A 19215-nucleotide genomic window follows, 5' to 3' on the forward strand; every position below is an offset into this window, starting at 1 on the left:
CAGGGGACCTATGCCGGGTGATGACTTTGTGGGCAACGCAGAACCAGTGTGGGAGCTGGCTTGCCTGCGATAGCGGTGGCTCAGTCACCATCAATGTTGGTGAACCGACGTCTTCGCGGGCAAGCCCGCTCCCACAGGGGACCTATGCCGGGTGATGACTCTGTGGGCAACGCAGAACCAGTGTGGGAGCTGGCTTGCCTGCGATAGCGGTGTTTCAGTCACCATCAATGTTGGTGAACCGACGTCTTCGCGGGCAAGCCCGCACACAGGGGACCTATGCCGGGTGATGACTTTGTGGGCAACGCAGAACCAGTGTGGGAGCTGGCTTGCCTGCGATAGCGGTGGTTCAGTCACCATCAATGTTGGTGAACCGACGTCTTCGCGGGCAAGCCCCACATTGGTTCTCAGAGTGCTTCGCGCAAGCGATACCACAACATTCCCAACGCCAGCAGTGGCGAACGCAGCGCCTTGCCACCGGGAAAGGTCATGTGCGGCACCTGGCTGAAAATATCCAGGCCCTGGCTTGCACCCGCATGTATCCCTTCGGCCAACAGCCGCGCGCACCAGTGGGTCACGTTGAGGCCATGGCCGGAATAGCCCTGGGCATAGAACACATTGGGGTACTGCTTGAGCCGCCCGACCTGGGGAAAGCGGTTGGCGGTGATGCCAATCTTGCCGCCCCACTGGAATTCGATAGCCGTGTTGGCCAACTGTGGGAACACCTTGAGCATTTTCGGGCGCATGTAGGCGGCGATGTCCTGAGGGTCGCGCCCCGAGTAGTGGCAGGCACCGCCGAACAACAGGCGCCGGTCGGCAGTCAGCCGGTAGTAATCCAGCCCGACTTTCTGGTCGCACAGCGCCAGGTTCTGTGGGATCAACTGCTGGGCTACTGGTTCAGGCAGTGGCTCGGTGGCGATGATGTAGCTACCCGCCGGCAGCACCTTGCCGCCCAGGCGCGGCTCCAGGTCTTCCAGGTGCGCATTGCACGCCAGCACCAACTGGGCGGCGCGTACCGTGCCGCCGGCGCAGCGCACTTGCACGGTTTCGCCATGGATCAGTTCCAGCACCTCGGTCTGCTCAAAGATCCGCACGCCGAGCGCTTCGGCCACCTGTGCCTCACCGAGCACCAGGTTGAGGGGGTGCAGATGCCCGGAGCCCATATCGACCAGCCCACCGGCGTACACCGTCGAGCCCACGACCTGGGCCATGTCCTGCGCGCCCACCAGGCGGGTTTCAGGGGTATAGCCCATGGCTGCCAGTTGCGCCTGCTCATCCTTGAACGCCGCGAATTGCGCCGCCGTGTTGGCCAGTTCACAGAAACCCCAGCGCAGGTCGCAATCAATCCCATGTTCGCCGATGCGCTCGCCCACCAACGCCACCGAGTCGATACCGGCGCGCGCCAGATAGCGCACGCCCTCCTCGCCCACGTATTTGGCAAACCCCGAGACGTCATGACCGATACCCCGAATCAATTGCCCACCGTTACGCCCACTGGCGCCCCAACCAATGCGACGAGCCTCCAGCAGAATCACCGAGAGACCGCGCTGGGCCAGTTCAATGGCCGTGTTGACCCCGGTAAACCCGCCGCCGATCACGCACACATCGGCGCTCAGGTCCGCATTGAGTGCCGGCCGTTGCGGCATGGCATTGGCTGTCGCGCGGTAATAAGACTGCGCATGTTGATTGGACTGAATCATCGGTTGGACTTCACTTTGCTCCAGGCGCGGGTCATCACACGCATGGTCGCCGGTGTGGGCGTGGTGGAAATATAGAGCTTGTCGAGGACTTCCTGGGGCGGGTAAACCTCAGGGTTGTTCACCAGCTCCGGGGCCATGAACGGTTTGGCCGCCGGGTTGGCGTTGGCGTAGCCCACCGAGGCGCTGACCTTGGCGATCACTTCGGGTTCGAGCAGGTAATTGATAAACGCGTGGGCCTCTTTGGGGTTGCTGGCGTCGGCAGGAATCGCCAGCAGGTCGAACCACAGGTTGGAACCTTCCTTGGGAATCGAATAAGCAATGTTCACTCCATTCTTGGCTTCCTCGGCGCGATTGGCGGCCTGGAACACGTCGCCGGAATAACCGAAGGCCACGCAAATATTGCCGTTGGCCAGGTCCGAAATGTACTTGGAGGAATGGAAATAGGTGATGTACGGCCGCAGCGTCAGCAGCTTGGCTTCGGCCTGTTTGTAGTCCTCGGCGTTCTCGCTGCGCGGGTCCTTGCCCATGTAGTTAAGCATCGCCGGGAACAGCTCATCCGGCGAATCGAGGAAGGCCACGCCGCATTCGTGGAGCTTTTTGAGGTTGTCCGGCTCGAACAGCACCGCCCACGAATCGATGCGCTCAATACCCAGCACCTGCTTGACCTTGTCGACGTTGTAGCCGATGCCGTTAGTGCCCCACAGGTACGGCACCGAGTGCGCGTTATCCGGGTCGTTCTGCTCCAGCAGCTTGAGCAGCCGGGGATCAAGGTTCTTGAAGTTGGGCAGTTGCGCGCGGTCCAGCGTGAGGAACGCACCGGCCTTCACTTGCCGCGCCAGGAAGTGGTTGGACGGCACCACCACGTCATAGCCGGTGCGCCCGGCCAGCAACTTGCCCTCCAGGGTTTCGTTGGAGTCGAACACGTCGTACACCACTTTGATCCCGGTTCTGGCCTGGAAGTCCGCCAAGGTGGTTTCACCGATGTAGTCGGTCCAGTTGTAGACGCTCACCGTCGACGCCGCCTGGCCGCTGGCACTGAACGCCGCCGCCAGCGCCAACGGGAAAAGCTTGTTCACAAGACGCATATCGTCACCCCTTTTATCGTTGTTTTAGACGCTCAACAGCAGGAACTCACGCTCCCAGGAACTGATCACCCGCTTGAAATTCTCGTGCTCGGCGCGCTTGACCGCGACGTAGCCGCGCACGAATTTTTCGCCCAGGTACTGCTTGACCGTGTCGAAGTCTTCCATGCGTGCCAGGGCATCCTCGAGGGTGAACGGCAGGCGCAGATTGCGGCGCTCATAGGCACGGCCTTCCACCGGCGCACTGGGTTCGATGTGCTCGATCATGCCCAGGTAGCCACACAACAAGCTGGCAGCAATCGCCAGGTACGGATTGGCATCGGCACCCGGCAAGCGGTTTTCCACGCGCATCGCCTCGGGGCTGGACGTGGGTACGCGCAGGCCGACGGTACGGTTTTCTTCGCCCCATTCGACGTTGACCGGCGCCGAGGTGTCCGGCAAAAAGCGCCGAAACGAGTTCACGTTGGGGGCAAACATCGGCAGCAGCTTGGGGATGTACTTTTGGAGGCCGCCGATGTGATGCAGGAATAACGCGCTCATGTTGCCGCCGGCATCGACGAACACCGGTTTGCCGGTAGCGATTTCGACCACGCTCTGGTGCAGGTGCATGGCGCTACCGGGCTCGTCGGCCACCGGCTTGGCCATGAAGGTGGCGGCCACGTTGTGCTTGAGCGCGGCCTCACGCAGGGTGCGCTTGAACACCGTGATCTGGTCGGCCAGGTCCAGGGCATCACCATGACGGAAGTTGATTTCCATCTGCGCGGGGCCGTCTTCGTGGATCAGCGTATCCAGGTCCAGGCCCTGGGCTTCGCACCAGTCGTAGACGTCTTCGAACAGCGGGTCGAATTCGTTGGCGGCATCGATGGAAAACGACTGGCGCCCGGTCTCGGCACGGCCCGAGCGGCCTATGGGGGTTTTCAACGGCAGGTCCGGGTCTTCGCAGCGCTGGGTCAGGTAGAACTCCATTTCCGGCGCGACAATTGGCTGCCAGCCTTGGTCAGTGTAGAGCTGCAGGACTTTCTTCAACACATTGCGCGGTGACAGTTCAATCGGGTTGCCCTGTTTGTCGAAGGTGTCGTGGATCACGATGGCGGTGGGTTCGATGGCCCAGGGCACCACGTAGGTGGCGTTGGCGACCGGGCGGCAGATCATGTCGATATCGGCCGGGTCCAGCAGGTCGTAATAGATATCGTCGTCGACAAAGTCCCCGGTTACCGTTTGCAGCAGCACACTTTCCGGCAGGCGCATGCCTCGCTCATGCAGGAACTTGTTGGTGGGTGCAATCTTGCCGCGTGCGATGCCAGTCAAGTCACTGATCACGCATTCGACTTCGGTAATCTTGTGTTCTTTCAGCCAGGTGGAGAGCTGATCGAAGGGGGCGTTCATAAGGACCTCGTCTTGGGTGGGATGCGACGCCGGGTTGTACTCCCAGCGCATTGAGGTCTATCTTGGGCCAGCCTTGAAACGGCATCTATCCACTTTGCACGCAGTACAACGCACCAATAGAGTGCGCACGGATCCCCCATGACACAGGCAAACGCTTTGCGCGTACAGGCCTTCGCCACCGGCGATGTGACCGCCCAATGCAGTGCGACACCCGGTTGGGTACAGCATTACCAGCAGATGTCCCCCGGGCATTTCGCCGGGCGCGTGCGCTACCTCGACCTGCAAGGCGTGCAGGTGTATGAAGAATGCATGAACACTCGGGTGGAGCAGCATTTCAACGCACCTGCCGGCGCCCTGGCGTTCTGTTTCGACGTCAGTGACAACGCGCTGTACCTGCTCAATGGCGAAAGCCGCAACACCTGGATCACCCCGGTAAACTACCGCGAAGTAGCCGTGGTGTTCGGCCCGCAGTTCGTCCAGCGTCAGGGCCTGGATATAGCCAAACTCGAAGGCTTGTTCATGGCACCGCTGACCTGTCGGCAAAATGCGCTGTTCACCCGCTGGCTGAGCGGCACCCTAACGCGCCTGTCGGCACTGACCGACCCCATCAGCCGCGATGTCCTCACCCAGCAGTTGCTCGACGATTGCCTGTTCATTCTCGACAACGCCTGCGTGTGCCTGGACGGCAGCTCGTTGCAAAAGCGCGCAGAAGAACGCCGGTTGATGGCGCGCATCGGCGAATGGGCGGCGGATGCTCCGGATGAAACTGCCAACCTGTTGGAACTGGCGCAGATTGCGGGTGTGCCGTTGCGCCAATTGCAGCAGGGCTTTAAGACCTACACCGGAATAAGCCCGGCGCAGTGGTTGCGGTTGCGCCGCTTGAATGGGGCGCGGCGGGAGCTATTGAGTGGCGCGGGTACCACCGTGGCCGAGGTGGCGATGAACTGGTCGTTCTGGCATCTGGGGCGGTTTTCCAACAGCTATCGACAGCTGTTCAAAGAGCTTCCCAGCGAAACCCTGAGGCGCTTTGGTTGAAACGCTATCCCCTCTGGGAGCGGGCTTGCTCGCGAAGGCGATCTGACAGCCAACGCTGTTATATCGAGTACATATCCGTTCCTGCGGTAACGGCCACTTGGGGTTCCGCTTTTACAGCGGGTCACTTTCGAAAAGCGCGAAAGTAACCAAAGCGCTCTTGCCCCACCACTCGGCACCTCGCTTAGGCTCGGTGTGCCCGTAATCCGCCAGGGATTTGGGGGGCCGCCGCCACGCGCCATCCATGGCGCGGGGCGGCTAAACCGGCATCCCTGCCGGTTTACCCCCCAAATCCCTGTCGAATTCCGGCCAGCGTGGTTTAACAGGGCGCCTAAGATCAAGATCAAAAGCAGATCAAGAGCAAGAGCGGCTCGCTTCGCATCGTGGTTTCGATCGGTAGCTACAAAGTGGTGTAGATACCTATGGCTATCGCAGGCAAGCCACACATCTGATACGTAGTGTGGCAGAGCCCTGCTGCATAACTTGTAAAATCCCGCCGTTATGCCTAGCTTATGCGCCCCCCCGCCCTGCGTTTAAGGCCCTGCCCATGGTTTTGCGTTTTCGCCCCGTCGTCACTTCACGTTTCGCCCTCGGCCTGTTACTCAGTGGCGGCATCGGCAGCAGCCTGGCCGCCGAGATCCAATTGCCGACGGTGAATGTCCAGGGGCAGGATGAGTCCGGTTACCGCAATGAAAGCGCTTCGGTGGGTGGTTTTGACGAAGCGCCATTGCTGGACACACCTGCCTCGATCACGGTGATCAACGCAGCCTTGATCAAGGACCAGCAGGCACGCCTGCTCAGTGAAGTGCTGCGCAACGATGCCTCGGTGGGCGACAGTTACGCGCCCATCGGCTATTACGAAAACTTCGTGGTGCGCGGCTTCTCGCTCAATGCAGCCAGCAGCTACAAGATCAACGGGCGCACCATCACCGGCGAGCAGAACGTCGCCCTGGAAAACAAGCAGCAGGTGGAAGTGCTCAAGGGCCTGGCGGGTTTGCAGAGCGGTATTTCCGAGCCCAGTGGCGTGATCAACTACGTGACCAAGCGGCCGGAAGATGTGCGGTCGGTGACGGTGTCTACCGATGATCGCGGCAGCGGTTATATCGCCACCGATGTTGGCGGCTGGTTTGGCAGCGAGCAGCAGTTCGGCCTGCGTGCCAACGTCGCCCATGAAGACCTCAATTCCTATGTGGAACACGCCAACGGCCAGCGCGATTTCGTGTCCCTGGCCTTTGACTGGAACATCAGCCCCGACGCCGTGCTGCAACTGGATGCCGAGTACCAGAACAAGCAACAGCGTTCGGTACCGGGGTATCAACTGTTGGGGGGCACAGAGGTGCCCCACGACGCCTCGCCGAAAAAACTGCTGGGGCACCAAACCGGCGGCAAGCAGGTGGGGATTGATTCACTGAACCTCAACGGCAAGTTTGAATACCGTTTCAGCGATCAGTGGAAAGGCAGTGTCAGCGCAGCGCGTAGCAAGGTGGTGATTGACGATTACAGTTCGTTTGCGTGGGGCGGCGATACCAACGGCTTAGGCAATTACTTCACGCCGGAGGGTGACTATGACATCTACGACTATCGCAGCCCCGACGACACCCGCCGCGACGATGAAATCCAGGCGGCCATGACCGGCCTGTTCGACACCGGCGGCATCGGCCATGAACTGACGTTTGGCACCAGTGCCTTTCGCCGGGTGATCGACAAACGTGAGTCGGTCAACGACCCCATCGGCAGCGGTAATATCAATCAGGATACGCCAAGCTTCGAACCTACCAAAAAACCGCTGAACGACAGCCACCGCAACCTCGACAGCCGCCAGTACGGCCTGTTCGTCACCGACCGCATCCGCTTCAACGAGCAATGGCAAACCATTCTGGGCGGGCGTGACGTGCGCCTGGATGAAAAGGCTTTCGACGAGAACGGCACTGAGTCACGGCATACCCAGCGGTACGTGTTCCTTCCCCAAGCCTCGCTGATCTATAAGCCGATTGAGAACATCTCGCTTTACACCAGCTATAGCAAAGGCCTGTCACTGGGTGGCACAGCGCCGTGGTTCGCTGACAACAAGAATGTAACCCTGGCACCGACAGTGTCACGCCAGATCGAAGCCGGGGTGAAATACGACTGGCGCCGTATCAGCTTCGCCGCCGCCGTGTTCCAGACCCGCCAGGCTTATCAGTACGCCAAACCGGAAGGTGGCGAATTTATCTATATGCAGCAGGGCCAGCAGAAGAACACCGGGCTGGAACTGTCCGCCAACGGCTGGGCCACCGACCGTCTGCAGATCTCCACCAGCGTGGCCGCGATCCGAGCGCGGGTGAGCGGCAGCGGCACGCCGGAATACGAAGGCCACCAAGCGATCAACGTGCCCAAGCTGCGCGCCAGCCTTTACGCCGACTACGCCCTGCCCTGGGTCAACGGCCTGGCGGTATTGGGCGGCGTGCAATACAGCGCCAAGAAGTCCGCCAATCGCACCGGCAACGTGGAAGTGGGCGACTACGCAGTGGTCAACGTCGGTAGCCGCTACACCACCAAGGTCGATGGCTACGAGACAGTGTTTCGCCTGAGCGTCGATAACCTGTTCGACAAGCGCTACTGGCGCGACGCCGGCGAATACATGGGCGATGACTACCTGTTCCAGGGCGCGCCGTTGACGGCGCGCTTGAGTGCATCCGTGAACTTCTGAAGATCGTTACTTGGGCATCTTGCGAAAGCCCACCGCCAGGCGGTTCCAGCTGTTGATGGTGGCGATGGCGACGCTCAGGTCCACTTGTTCCTGGGGGCTGAATTGGGCGGCCAGTGCGTCGAAGTCTTCATCCGGGGCGTGGGTCTGGCTGAGCAGGGTCAGGCTTTCGGCCCACGCCAGGGCTGCGCGCTCGCGCGGGGTGAAGAACGGGGTTTCACGCCAGGCCGACACGGTGTACAGGCGCCGCTCGGTTTCGCCGCCCTTGCGTGCATCGGCGGTGTGCATGTCCAGGCAGAACGCGCAGCCGTTGATCTGCGAAACACGCAGGCGCACCAGTTCCAGCAGTGGCAGTTCGATGGAAAGTTTGCCCACCGCCGCTTCCAGGGCGAGCATGGCTTTCATGGCGTCCGGGGAGGCGGTATAGAAATCGGTACGGGTTTGCATGGTGAATCTCCAGAACGTTGGGATAGGTGCGCAGAGTAGTCAGCCCAGCGTTCTGGAGAAATAGCCAATCCGGGCGAAGAACAGGTGACCAATCTACAGGCCGCGGTTCCTCAGCCATTGGATGAAGCCCTTCTTGACCGGTACCACAGGTGCATCTTCGGTCAGGGCCTGGGCGGCATGGCGGCGGAAATCCAGGAGCGCCTTCATGGCTTCGCCGATATCATGCCGGGCGTCCAGGCACGGCTTGAGGTATTCATTTTCGATGCGGTAGAGCGTGCAGTAGGTCTTGGCCGAAAAATCCGCCAGTGCCGCCTGATCGGAGAGGATGCCGGACTCACCGATCACCTCCCCCGGGCCCATGCGCCCGGCCTCGAACTTGTGCCCGTCCTTGATCAACAGCACCGAGACCACACCGGACTCGATGATGAACAGGTGATCACTGACCTCCCCCGCCGCCAGGATCATCTCACCGGCGCGGTAGGTGTGCAGGGTCATGTTCTGGCTGAAGGTGTCTTTTTCTTCCTGACGCAAGGTGGAAAAAATCGACGAGCGCTCCAGCAATGCGCGGGCGCCAGACACCGCAGGCGGCGTGCTGCCTTCGGTGGCAGACAACAGCCCTACACCCGCCGCCTGCAAATGCCGGTAGGCCAGATCGTAAAGCAGGTTGCGGGTTTCGCGCTTGAGGCCCATGGCCGGTACAAACCCGCTGATCTCATATTCCACGCCGCCGCTGGTGGAGGCCTTGAATGCCACGCTCGGGGCGGGTTGGGCCAGCAACGGCCGGCAACCCTGCATCGCACGCTCCAACGCCTCGATCACGGTTTGCGGGCGCGCATGGGGACTGACTTGCAGGCTGACCGCCAGGCCGAACATGTCCGCCGGGCGCGAGAAGTTGATGATCTTGGCCTTGGCCGCCAGGGAGTTGGGGATCACCGCCAGGCTGCCCTGGGAGGTTTGCAGGCGCGTGGCGCGCCAGTCGATGTCGGTGACGCGGCCTTCGGTGCCGTCGATGGAGATCCAGTCATCGATCTGGTAAGGCTTGGTGGTGTTGAGGACGATCCCGGAAAACACATCGCTCAAAGTGCTTTGCAGCGCCAGGCCGACGATGATCGCCACGGCACCGGAGGTGGCCAGCACGCCCTTGACCGGCAGGTCGAGCACGTAGGCCATGGCGGCGATGATCGCGATGAGGAAAATCACCGCGCCCATCAGGTCCTGCAACAAGCGCCCGGTATGGCCGACCCGCTGCATCATCACTGCGCCGAGCAACACCGTAAGGGTACGCGCCGCAAACAGCCACCAGCCGATCTGCAACGCCGTGGCGGCGAGGTGCAAGGTGGTGTCATCGGCATAGGGCGCCGCCTGCATGGGGTTCATGCCGTCGTTGAACAGTACGGCACTGAACACCGCAAAGATCACTAGCCGCGCTGCGAGTTTCCAGTTGGCCAGGCTGGGGGAAATCAGGCGCCACACGGCGATGTCGATAAGGATCAACGCCATGGCGCACAACATCGGGTGATCAGCGATAAATGAGGGCATCCAGGCGACTCCAGGGCGAATGCCGAGAAGATCGCATGAAATCAGAAACCTGGAAACAAAATGTAGGAGCTGGCTTGCCTGCGATGCAAACACCGCGGTGTATCAGCTACACCAGGGTGATGCTATCGCAGGCAAGCCAGCTCCCACAGGAGGTTGCGGTGAACCGTCAGGCGTGCATTTGCCCAAACTGGCCCGACTGGAAGTCGGCAAATGCCTGATGAATCTCCTGCTCGGTGTTCATCACGAACGGACCGTGGCCGACGATAGGCTCGTCGATGGGTTCGCCGCTGAGCAGCAGCACCTTGGCGTCGTCACTGGACTCCAGGGTGACCTGATCACCATCACGTTCGAACAATGCCAGTTGCCCTTGACGCGCGACTTCTTCGCCATTGATCAACAACGTGCCTTTCAACACGACCAGGGCCGTGTTGCGCCCGGCGTGCAGGTCCAGCGTCACCGCTTTACCGGCGTTGAGGCGCAAGTCCCACACATCAATCGGCGTAAAGGTACGGGCCGGGCCTTGAGTGCCTGCGAATTCACCGGCGATCAGGCGCAATTGCCCCGCGTCGTCAGCCAATGGCAGCACCGGAATGTCGCCATCCACGATGGTCTGGTAACCGGCATCCGCCATTTTGTCCTTGGCCGGCAGGTTGACCCACAGCTGCACCATTTCCAACGCCCCGCCGCTACGGGCGAAGTCCTGGGAGTGAAACTCTTCGTGGAGAATACCCTTGGCTGCGGTCATCCATTGCACATCGCCCGGGCCGATTTTGCCACCGGCACCGGTGGAGTCGCGGTGTTCGACTTCGCCGTCGTAAACGATGGTCACGGTTTCGAAACCGCGATGCGGATGCTGGCCAACGCCGCGACGTTGTTCAGTCGGGGTGAATTCGGCCGGGCCTGCGTGATCCAGCAACAGGAATGGGCTGATGTGCTTGCCCATGGTGTCGTAGGAAAACAGCGTGCGTACCGGAAAGCCATCGCCGACCCAGTGGGCGCGGGGGCTGGTGTAGATACCAATCAGCTTTTTCATGGTGTACCTCCAAAGTGAGTACACCTTAAATCGTCTCACTCTTGAACACTAGCCGGTAAAAATGGCCCTGATCGTTCTACATACAGAACAATGCTTTAACCTGTGGGAGCTGGCTTGCCTGCGATGACGGCCTGCCAGGCGATATCTATCTACCTGACACCCCGCGGTCCAAACTGTGGGCGGGCTTGCTCGCGAAGGCGGTCTGGCAGTCATCACAGTTGGATTGTGTACATATCCATTGCTGCGGTAACGGCCACTTAGGGTTCCGCCTGACGGCGGGTCATCAGGGACAGACACTCCGCTTTCACGAACAAGCCCACTGGAGAACTGCGCACAGCTGACGGGGGCTATCAGGGGGCTGGATTAATTTATATTTCAACCATAATATAAGCAAAAATTACGCCCGTAATTTTTTTGCACAATGGTTTCCGGAGTTCGCCATGCCCCCTCTCCCCCTGCGTCTTCTCACGCCTCTGGCTCTGCTGGTAGTCCTCAGTGGTTGTAACAGCAAGGCCGACAGCGCCGCCCAGGCGCCCACATCGCGCCCGGTGCTGGCCGTCAAAGTCGAAGCAGCCGGCACCCAGCAAAGCGCCTATACCGGCGTAGTGGCCGCCCGCACTGAAAGCGATCTGGGCTTTCGGGTCAGCGGCAAGGTGATCGAGCGCAAGGTCGACCCCGGCCAGCACGTCTCCCGTGGCGACACTCTGTTGGTGCTGGACATCGGCGACTTCGAACTGGCGCTGCGCTCGGCAAAAAACCGCGTCAACGCCGCCCAGGCCCAACTGCGCCAGCGCCGTGATGATGAAAACCGTTACCAGCGCCTGGCCAGTACCGGCGCGGTGTCACGGCAGATCTTCGACCAGTCGGCCACTAACCTGCGCGTCGCCCAGGCCGAACTGGCCGCGGCGCAATCGGATGCCAGCCAGATCGAAAACCGTCGCACTTATTCGGTCCTCAAGGCCGATGGCGACGGCATCATCACCGACGTGCTGGCCGATCGCGGACAAGTGGTGGCCGAAGGGCAAATCGTGGCGCGCCTGGCCCATGACGGCGCCCGCGAAGCCATCGTCAACCTGCCGGAAAACCAGCGTGATCTGGCCACGCAAAAAGCCCTGGCGTTTCCCTTTGGCGCAGCCGACCAGGCCGTGACCGCCACCCTGCGCGAACTGTCCGCCAGCGCCGACCCGGTCACCCGTACCTACCGCGCACGTTACGTGCTGCAGGGTTCGGTCGAGCGTTTCGCCCTCGGCTCCACCATCACCGTGCGCCTGCAAGGTAACGGCCAGCCCCAGCAAACCCGCGTGCCGATTGGCGCCTTGCAGGATGCGGGACAAGGCACGGGGGTCTGGCTGATTGGCGATGATCAAAAGATCAGCTTCGCCCCGGTGAAAGTCGCCAGCCTCGGCCAGGAAGACGCCTTGCTCGACAGCGGCGTAACACCCGGCCAAACCATCGTCGCCCTCGGCGCTCACCTGCTGCACAGCGGCGATACAGTGCGCTTGCTGCCCGCCCAGGCGCTGGCCCTCAACCGTCAGCAGGGTCAATGAGTATGCGCGGGATCAACCTCTCCGAACTGGCCGTCAAACATCGCGCCGTCACTCTGTTTTTGCTGATTGCGATCCTCGTCGCCGGGGTCTTCGCGTTCGGCAAGCTGGGCCGCGCCGAAGACCCTTCGTTTACCGTCAAGGTCATGACCATCACCGCCGCCTGGCCCGGCGCCACTGCCCAGGAAATGCAGGAACAAGTGGCCGACCGCCTGGAAAAACGCCTGCAGGAACTGGACTACTACGACCGCGTCGAGACCATCGCCCAGCCGGGTTTTGTATCGATGCGCATGACCTTCCTCGAATCCACCCGCCCGAGCGAAATCCAGGCGCTGTTCTACCAGACACGCAAAAAGCTCAGCGACGAAGCCGCGCAACTGCCCAAGGGCGTGATCGGGCCGTTTTTCAACGATGAATATTCCGATGTGTATTTCGCCTTGTATGCCCTGGAAGCCGAACACCTGCCCCACCGTCAACAGGTGCAAATGGCCGAGGAACTGCGCCAGGGTTTGCTCGACCTGCCGGGGGTGAAGAAGGTCAATATTCTCGGCGAGCAGGCCCAGCGCGTGTTTGTGGAGTTTTCCTATGAACGCCTGGCAACCCTGGGCATCAAGCCCGAGCAAATCTTCGCCGCCCTCGCCGCGCAAAACGCCGTGGCGCCTTCAGGCTTCGTCGAGACCGCCGGCGCCCGCGCCTACATCCGTATCGACGGTGCCTTCGACAGCCTCGCGCTGATCGAAAACGTACCCCTGCAAGTCAATGGCCGCGTGCTGCGCATCGCCGACGTAGCAACTGTGAGCCGCGGTTATGAAGACCCGCCCAGCTACCGCATCCGCCACCAGGGCGACCCCGCGCTGATGCTGGGCGTGATCATGGAGAAACACTGGAACGGCCTGGAACTGGACAAGAGCCTGCTGGCCCAGGAAGCCAAGATCCAGGCCGACCTGCCGCTGGGCGTGAACTTCGCCAAAGTCTCCGATCAGGCGAAAAACATCAGCCTGGCGGTAAATGAATTCATGCTCAAGTTCTTCGTGGCCCTGGCCGTGGTGATGCTGATCAGCCTGCTCGCGCTGGGCTTTCGCGTGGGGCTGGTGGTGGCGGCTGCCGTACCGCTGACCCTCTCGATCGTGTTCGTGATCATGCTGGTCACCGGCCGTGAATTCGACCGCGTGACCCTCGGGGCATTGATCATCTCCCTGGGCCTGTTGGTGGACGACGCGATCATTGCCATCGAGATGATGGTGGTCAAACTCGAAGAAGGCTTTGACCGCATCCACGCGGCCACCTACGCCTGGAGCTCAACGGCGGCGCCGATGCTGACCGGGACTCTGGTGACCATTATCGGTTTCCTGCCGGTTGGCTTTGCACGCTCCGGGGCGGGCGAATACGCCGGGAATATCTTCTGGATCGTAGGGTTCGCGCTGATTTCATCCTGGCTGGTGGCCGTGGTGTTTACGCCTTACCTGGGCGTGAAGTTGTTGCCGCACATCAAGCCAGTCCCCGGCGGGCATGATGCGATTTATGCCGGGCGCTACTACCAGAAACTGCGCAGCCTGGTGGAAGCCTGCGTGCGCGGGCGCTGGCTGGTGACCGGCATGGTGGTGACCGCGTTCGTGGTGTGCGGCCTGGGTATGGCGGTGGTGAAGAAACAGTTCTTCCCGGACTCCGACCGCTCGGAGCTGATTCTGGAAGTGTATATGCCACCCGGCAGCGCCTTTAAAAGCACCGAAGCGGTGGCGGCGCAGGTGGAGAAGGCCCTGTTGCAAGAGCCGCAAACCAGCATGGTCGACACCTATGTGGGCGGTGGTGCACCGCGGTTTTTCCTGTCGTTGAACCCTGAGATGCCCGACCCGGCATTTGCCAAGCTGATTGTGCAAACCCCGGATTCTCACGCCCGCGACGCGCTGAAACTGCGGATGCGCGAGCGCATTGCGGCAGGCGAATTTCCGTCGGCGCGGGTACGGGTCACGCAGTTGGTATTTGGCCCGCCGGTGCCGTTCCCGGTGGTGTTCCGCGTCTCCGGGCCGGACCTGAATGTGTTGCGCGGGCTGTCTGAAGACGTGCGTCAGGTCGTGGCCGGCAACAAGCTGACCAGGGACACCTTCCTCGAATGGGGCGAGCGTGCCAGCGGTTATCGCCTGGTGCTGGACCAGGATCGCCTGCGCCTGCTGGGTTTTACCCCCGACGAGGTCAAATCCCAGCTCAACGCCCTGCTCAGCGGCAACCCGATCACCGAAGTGCGCGAAGGCAACCGCACCGTCTCAGTGGTGGCCCGCGCCCAGGGCAGCCAACGCGAGGACCTGGCCAACCTCAACAACATGACACTGACCAACAGCGCCGGTACGTCGGTGCCGCTGGCCCAGGTCGGGCATTTCAAGGCGGTGATGGAAGAACCGATCCTCAAACGCCGCGACCGCGCCACCACCGTGGAGGTACGCGCCGATATCATCGACGGCGTGCAACCGCCCGATGTGGAAATGGCCGTGTACAAAGACCTGCAACCACTGATCGCCATGCTGCCCAGCGGTTACAAAATCGACATCGGCGGCCCGGTTGAGGAAAGCGCCAAGGCCAACGTGGCCCTGGCGGCGCTGTTCCCCATCATGATCCTGCTGACCCTCACGGTGATCATGTTCCAGGTGCGCTCGTTCGGCGTGATGTTCATGGTGTTCGCTACCGCGCCTTTGGGCCTGATTGGTGCAGTGCCGACCTTGTTACTGTTCAACCAGCCGTTCGGCTTCAACGCGATTCTCGGGCTGATCGGCATAGGCGGCATTCTGATGCGCAACACGCTGATCTTCACCGACCAGATCCGCCAGAACCAGGATCACGGCATGGCAATTCGCGAGGCCATCATCGAAGCCACCGTGCGGCGCGCGCGGCCGGTGATCCTTACCGCACTGGCGGCGGCGCTGGCGTTTATTCCGCTGACGCTGTCGGTGTTCTGGTCATCACTGGCTTATGTGCTGATTGGCGGCGTACTGGTGGGCACGGTGCTGACGCTGTTGTTCCTGCCCGCGCTGTGCAGCCTGGTGCTGCGCGACAAGGTTGCTGAAACTTCCCACGTAAGCGCCGGATAAGCTCTACTCCCCTGCCCTGAAAACCTCTGCAAAGTCCCTCGCCTGATCAAACAGTGCGAGGGATTGCAGATGGTTGTTTTCGTTAGCGCCCAGATTTTCTGGGCTGTCTCTTGATTCCGGCGTTTGCCAGCTTTGTGTTGGCCCCCATGGATCCCAAGGCGCCGGATGTCACTCGCGTTTTAGCGGACTTTCGCGCCTGCCTGAACACGTTCGACGCGTGGGCCGACAGCCTGTTGAGTGGTTCGGCACTCGCTGTGGAACAGGTGTTCAAGGTTGGGGAAGACGTCGCACTGGTCGCGCCGGCCTCTTCCGACAAGCCCAGCCGTACCGTCGCTCAATGCAAAGCCCAGGGTGGGTTGACCCTGATGCATCTGTTCGAAAGTACCCGGTTTGTACCCATCGGCAACACCCAGGTGACGCTGCAAGCCCTGGCTCGGGATGGCAGCCCAGTCGGCGCGCCACTCCACCGCACCATCGGCCCCAGCGGCATCCTTGAAGTCAACGACTGTACCCGCGACCAGCAGTACCAAATCACCTTTTACCCCAATGTCTCCAGGGATCACGTCAAGGCGCTGTATGCCTCTTACACGTCAGTGATTGCCGGGTTGGAAGCGGATCTGCGTAAACAGTGGGACGAGCGTTTCGAGCCTCAATGGGCAAACTTCGCCAAGGCCCCAGCCTACAAACGCAGCGGCATACAAAGTGTTGCCTTTGCTACCGGACTTGCCAAGGCGCTCTACAACCTGTGGGACAACATCACCGAGCTGTATGACCTGCTCGCGAACCTCAAATCCAACAGCGAAAAGTTGCTGAAGTACCTGTCCCAGGCCGAGCTGGATGCGCTGCTTGCGCTGGGTAAAGACACGTTGGCCAAGGGCTTGTTGGTGCTCAGTGATGAGCCGCTGTTGTTTATCTACGTGGCAGCGGTGGTGGCCTGGATACGGATGTTGCCGCCGCCGGAAATGTACGAGCTGCTGGGTGAAATTACCGGCGATGTGTTGATCAATCTGCTGCTGATCTGGGCCACGCGGGGTATTGGAGTAAAGCTGCGCCTGGGGGCGCAGGTGCTCAGTGGTGTCAAGTCCGGGCAAGCACGGGCGTTGCTGGAATTGCTGGCCAAGCAAGTCTCGGGGCCGCGGTTGGACACGCATGTCGAGGCCGCCAAGCCTGTGTTGCTCAATAGCGCAGCGGTGCCGGTCAAGGCAGTGCCGGTGGTGCCGTTGAAAGCGGGCGAAACGCTGGTTTCGAACCCGGTGCCGGTGGTGCGCAGCAAGACCCAGAGCACCACGTTGGTCCGTCAGGAATCGGTGGATGATGCGCCTGCCGTGGCGTCGAATCCGAAGGGGGATGCGGCAGCGCCAGCGGACAAGACGGTCACGCATGGCTGCCCGGTGTCGATGGTCACCGGCGAGGAATTGCTGACCCTCACCGACGGCGTACTGGACGGGGTTTTGCCGTTTGAGTGGACGCGGCTTTATCGCACCAGTGCGGTGGAGCTGGATTGCGGGTTGGGGTTTGGCTGGAGTCATGGGCTGGCCCATCGGCTTGCGGTGTCGGGCGATTCGGTGGTGTGGACCGATCATGAGAATCGCCGTACTCAGTTCCCCTTGCCCACTGAAGCTCGACCGGCGATCACCAATAGCCTGGCCGAAGCGGCGATCTATTTAGGCTCGGCTCCTGATGAGCTGGTGCTGGCCCAGGCGTCGCGGTTTTATCACTTTCGTAACGGTGTGTTGGTTTCCATCAGCGATGCGTATGACAACCGTCTACGCATTTGCCGTGATCGTTCTGGGCGGATTGAGCGGCTGGATAACGGTGCTGGTCGTTCGCTACTGCTGCGCTATGAGCTGGACCGCATCGTCGCGGTGGACTACCAGGTGCATCGCGCCGAAGGGCGTGCACCTTACGTCTGGGAAACCGAGCAGAACATCGTTTCCTACGCCTATGACGAAGCTGGACGACTGGTGTGCGCGACCAATGCCGTCGGTGAAAGCGAGCGTTATCGGTACGACGATCAGCACGTCATTGTTGAGCGGCAGTTAGCCGGTGGGGCGAGTTTCTTCTGGGAGTGGGAAGGCGCTGGCAAGGCGGCGCGTTGCGTGCGGCATTGGGCGAGTTTTTCGCAGATGGACACGCGCTATGCCTGGGGCGATGACGGGCACGTCACCGTGCATAACGCCGATGGCAGCCAGGAAGTGTATGTCCACGACGACCGGGCGCGCTTGGTGCAGCGCATCGATCCGGACGGCGCGCAGCATTTCAAATCCTACGATGCCAAGGGCCGGCTGACCGTCGAGCAAGACCCGATGGGCGCGGTGACGGCCTATCAGTACGACGACGCCGGACGCTTGGTGGCGTTGTTTCCGGGGGATGATGAGCCGACGTCCTACGAACATGACAATGGGTTCGTACGGGTTGTACGGCGTGGTGAAGCGGTCTGGAAATATGAGCGTAATGACCAGGGCGATGTCATTCGCAAGACTGACCCCGATGGTCATTCGACTGACTACAGCTACAACAAACACGGGCAACTGACTGGGGTTTGGTACCCGGACCACAGTTGCCATCGGCTGATGTGGAATGAGCGTGGGCAGTTGCTGGAGGAGCAATTGCCCAATGGCGGCATCCAGCGTTATCGCTACGACGACCTGGGGCGGCAAGTTGCCCGCGAGGATGAGCACGGCGCGCAGACCATTTATGAATGGGACAGCGTCGGTAGGCTGATTCGCATCGTGTTGCCAGGCGGCGCCACCCGGGAATTCAGCTACAACCCCTACGGCAAAATCATCGCCGAACGCGATGAACTCGGCCACGTCACCCGCTACGAATACGCCGACGGCCTGCACCTGATCAGCCGCCGCATCAACGCCGACGGCACCCAGGTCAAATACCGTTACGACAACGCCCGGCTGCTGCTGACAGAAATCGAAAACGAAGTCGGCGAAACCTACCAACTCGACTACCACCCCAACGGCCTGATCCAACAGGAAACCGGCTTCGACGGCCAACGCACCGCTTACGCCTACGACCTCAACGGCAACCTGCTGGAGAAGACCGAATACGGCGACGATAACAGTCAGCTAATCACCCGCTACGAGCGCGACCACGCCGGGCGTCTCGTACGAAAAACCCTGCCCGATGACAGCGTTATTGCTTATGCCTACGACCGCCAGGGCAATCTCCTCAGCGTCGAAGACGGCCACTGGGCATTGGCCTACGAGTACGACCGCCAAAACCGCCTCACCGCCGAACACCAGGGCTGGGGCACCCTGCGCTATGGCTACGACGCCTGCGGCCAGCTGAAAAACCTGCGCCTGCCGGACAACAACCGCCTCACCTTCAACCACGACAAAGGCGGCCACCTCGCTACGGTGGAATTGAATGGTGCGCTGCTGACCTCGCACCTCTTCCGTGCCGGCCGCGAACACCAGCGTCAACAAGGCCAACTGCTCAGCCACTACCACTACGACGACCAAAACCGCCTGCACGCTCACGCAGTAACCCAACAGCAAAACCATCTTTACCAACGCCAATACGACTACCACAAAAGCGGCACCCTCAGCCGCCTGCTCGACACCCGCAAAGGCGAACACCTTTACCGCTACGACCCACTGAATCGCCTGACCCGCGCCGATCATTCCCAGGACGTGCAGGAACGCTTCGCCCACGACCCGGCGGGCAACCTGCTG

The 19215-nt window shown here is 61.2% G+C and carries 11 protein-coding genes; 5 read left to right on the forward strand and 6 right to left on the reverse strand.

Annotated features, from left to right (window positions below; all coding sequences use genetic code 11):
* Window positions 1-404: 404 nt before the first annotated feature.
* The 3 genes from TX23_RS26405 to TX23_RS26415 are packed head-to-tail and all read right to left on the reverse strand — an operon-like array spanning window position 405 to window position 4165.
* Window positions 405-1697, reverse strand: a complete 1293-nt coding sequence (locus tag TX23_RS26405) for an NAD(P)/FAD-dependent oxidoreductase (RefSeq protein ID WP_057704701.1) — start codon at window positions 1695-1697, stop codon at window positions 405-407.
* Window positions 1694-2782, reverse strand: coding sequence for a polyamine ABC transporter substrate-binding protein (locus tag TX23_RS26410; RefSeq protein ID WP_057704702.1), 1089 nt, complete (start codon window positions 2780-2782; stop codon window positions 1694-1696). The genes TX23_RS26405 and TX23_RS26410 overlap by 4 nt, the downstream gene beginning before the upstream one ends.
* A gap of 24 nt (window positions 2783-2806) precedes the next feature.
* Complete coding sequence (locus TX23_RS26415) at window positions 2807-4165, reverse strand: glutamine synthetase family protein (protein WP_057704709.1); 1359 nt, start codon at window positions 4163-4165, stop codon at window positions 2807-2809.
* Window positions 4166-4303: 138 nt separating this feature from the next.
* Between TX23_RS26415 and TX23_RS26420 the strand changes: the two genes are divergently transcribed.
* Window positions 4304-5200: a helix-turn-helix domain-containing protein gene (locus TX23_RS26420; RefSeq protein WP_057704703.1), complete on the forward strand. Its 897-nt coding sequence runs from the start codon at window positions 4304-4306 to the stop codon at window positions 5198-5200.
* Window positions 5201-5744: 544 nt separating this feature from the next.
* On the forward strand, window positions 5745-7886 hold the full coding sequence (locus TX23_RS26425; RefSeq protein WP_057704704.1) for a TonB-dependent siderophore receptor: 2142 nt from the start codon (window positions 5745-5747) through the stop codon (window positions 7884-7886).
* Window positions 7887-7892: 6 nt separating this feature from the next.
* Here TX23_RS26425 and TX23_RS26430 read toward each other — a convergent pair whose 3' ends face one another.
* The 3 genes from TX23_RS26430 to TX23_RS26440 form a co-directional block, all read right to left on the reverse strand.
* On the reverse strand, window positions 7893-8330 hold the full coding sequence (locus TX23_RS26430; RefSeq protein ID WP_003190655.1) for a carboxymuconolactone decarboxylase family protein: 438 nt from the start codon (window positions 8328-8330) through the stop codon (window positions 7893-7895).
* Window positions 8331-8423: 93 nt separating this feature from the next.
* Entirely contained in the window at window positions 8424-9869 is a 1446-nt protein-coding gene (locus tag TX23_RS26435; protein ID WP_057704705.1) for a mechanosensitive ion channel family protein, read from the reverse strand.
* A gap of 166 nt (window positions 9870-10035) precedes the next feature.
* Window positions 10036-10902, reverse strand: a complete 867-nt coding sequence (locus TX23_RS26440) for a pirin family protein (RefSeq protein ID WP_057704706.1) — start codon at window positions 10900-10902, stop codon at window positions 10036-10038.
* A 440-nt stretch (window positions 10903-11342) separates the two neighbouring features.
* Here TX23_RS26440 and TX23_RS26445 point away from each other — a divergent pair, with 440 nt between their 5' ends.
* From TX23_RS26445 to TX23_RS26455, 3 genes are all read left to right on the forward strand, one after another.
* A complete protein-coding gene (locus tag TX23_RS26445; protein ID WP_057704707.1) occupies window positions 11343-12449 on the forward strand; it encodes an efflux RND transporter periplasmic adaptor subunit in 1107 nt (368 codons plus the stop codon).
* A 2-nt stretch (window positions 12450-12451) separates the two neighbouring features.
* Entirely contained in the window at window positions 12452-15526 is a 3075-nt protein-coding gene (locus tag TX23_RS26450; RefSeq protein ID WP_057704708.1) for an efflux RND transporter permease subunit, read from the forward strand.
* A gap of 146 nt (window positions 15527-15672) precedes the next feature.
* On the forward strand, window positions 15673-19215 hold a 3543-nt coding region (locus TX23_RS26455), incomplete at its 3' end, for a DUF6531 domain-containing protein (protein ID WP_057704710.1).

Origin of the sequence: Pseudomonas paralactis (assembly GCF_001439735.1) — a bacterium.
In the GTDB taxonomy this organism is placed as follows: domain Bacteria; phylum Pseudomonadota; class Gammaproteobacteria; order Pseudomonadales; family Pseudomonadaceae; genus Aquipseudomonas; species Aquipseudomonas paralactis.

Bases quoted from the DNA above. Each gene is read 5' to 3' on its own strand.
- TX23_RS26410 (WP_057704702.1), bottom strand. From the start codon at position 2,782: ATGCGTCTTGTGAACAAGCTTTTCCCGTTGGCGCTGGCGGCGGCGTTC.
- TX23_RS26450 (WP_057704708.1), top strand. From the start codon at position 12,452: ATGCGCGGGATCAACCTCTCCGAACTGGCCGTCAAACATCGCGCCGTC.
- TX23_RS26415 (WP_057704709.1), bottom strand. From the start codon at position 4,165: ATGAACGCCCCCTTCGATCAGCTCTCCACCTGGCTGAAAGAACACAAG.
- TX23_RS26420 (WP_057704703.1), top strand. From the start codon at position 4,304: ATGACACAGGCAAACGCTTTGCGCGTACAGGCCTTCGCCACCGGCGAT.
- TX23_RS26430 (WP_003190655.1), bottom strand. From the start codon at position 8,330: ATGCAAACCCGTACCGATTTCTATACCGCCTCCCCGGACGCCATGAAA.
- TX23_RS26440 (WP_057704706.1), bottom strand. From the start codon at position 10,902: ATGAAAAAGCTGATTGGTATCTACACCAGCCCCCGCGCCCACTGGGTC.
- TX23_RS26435 (WP_057704705.1), bottom strand. From the start codon at position 9,869: ATGCCCTCATTTATCGCTGATCACCCGATGTTGTGCGCCATGGCGTTG.
- TX23_RS26405 (WP_057704701.1), bottom strand. From the start codon at position 1,697: ATGATTCAGTCCAATCAACATGCGCAGTCTTATTACCGCGCGACAGCC.
- TX23_RS26445 (WP_057704707.1), top strand. From the start codon at position 11,343: ATGCCCCCTCTCCCCCTGCGTCTTCTCACGCCTCTGGCTCTGCTGGTA.
- TX23_RS26425 (WP_057704704.1), top strand. From the start codon at position 5,745: ATGGTTTTGCGTTTTCGCCCCGTCGTCACTTCACGTTTCGCCCTCGGC.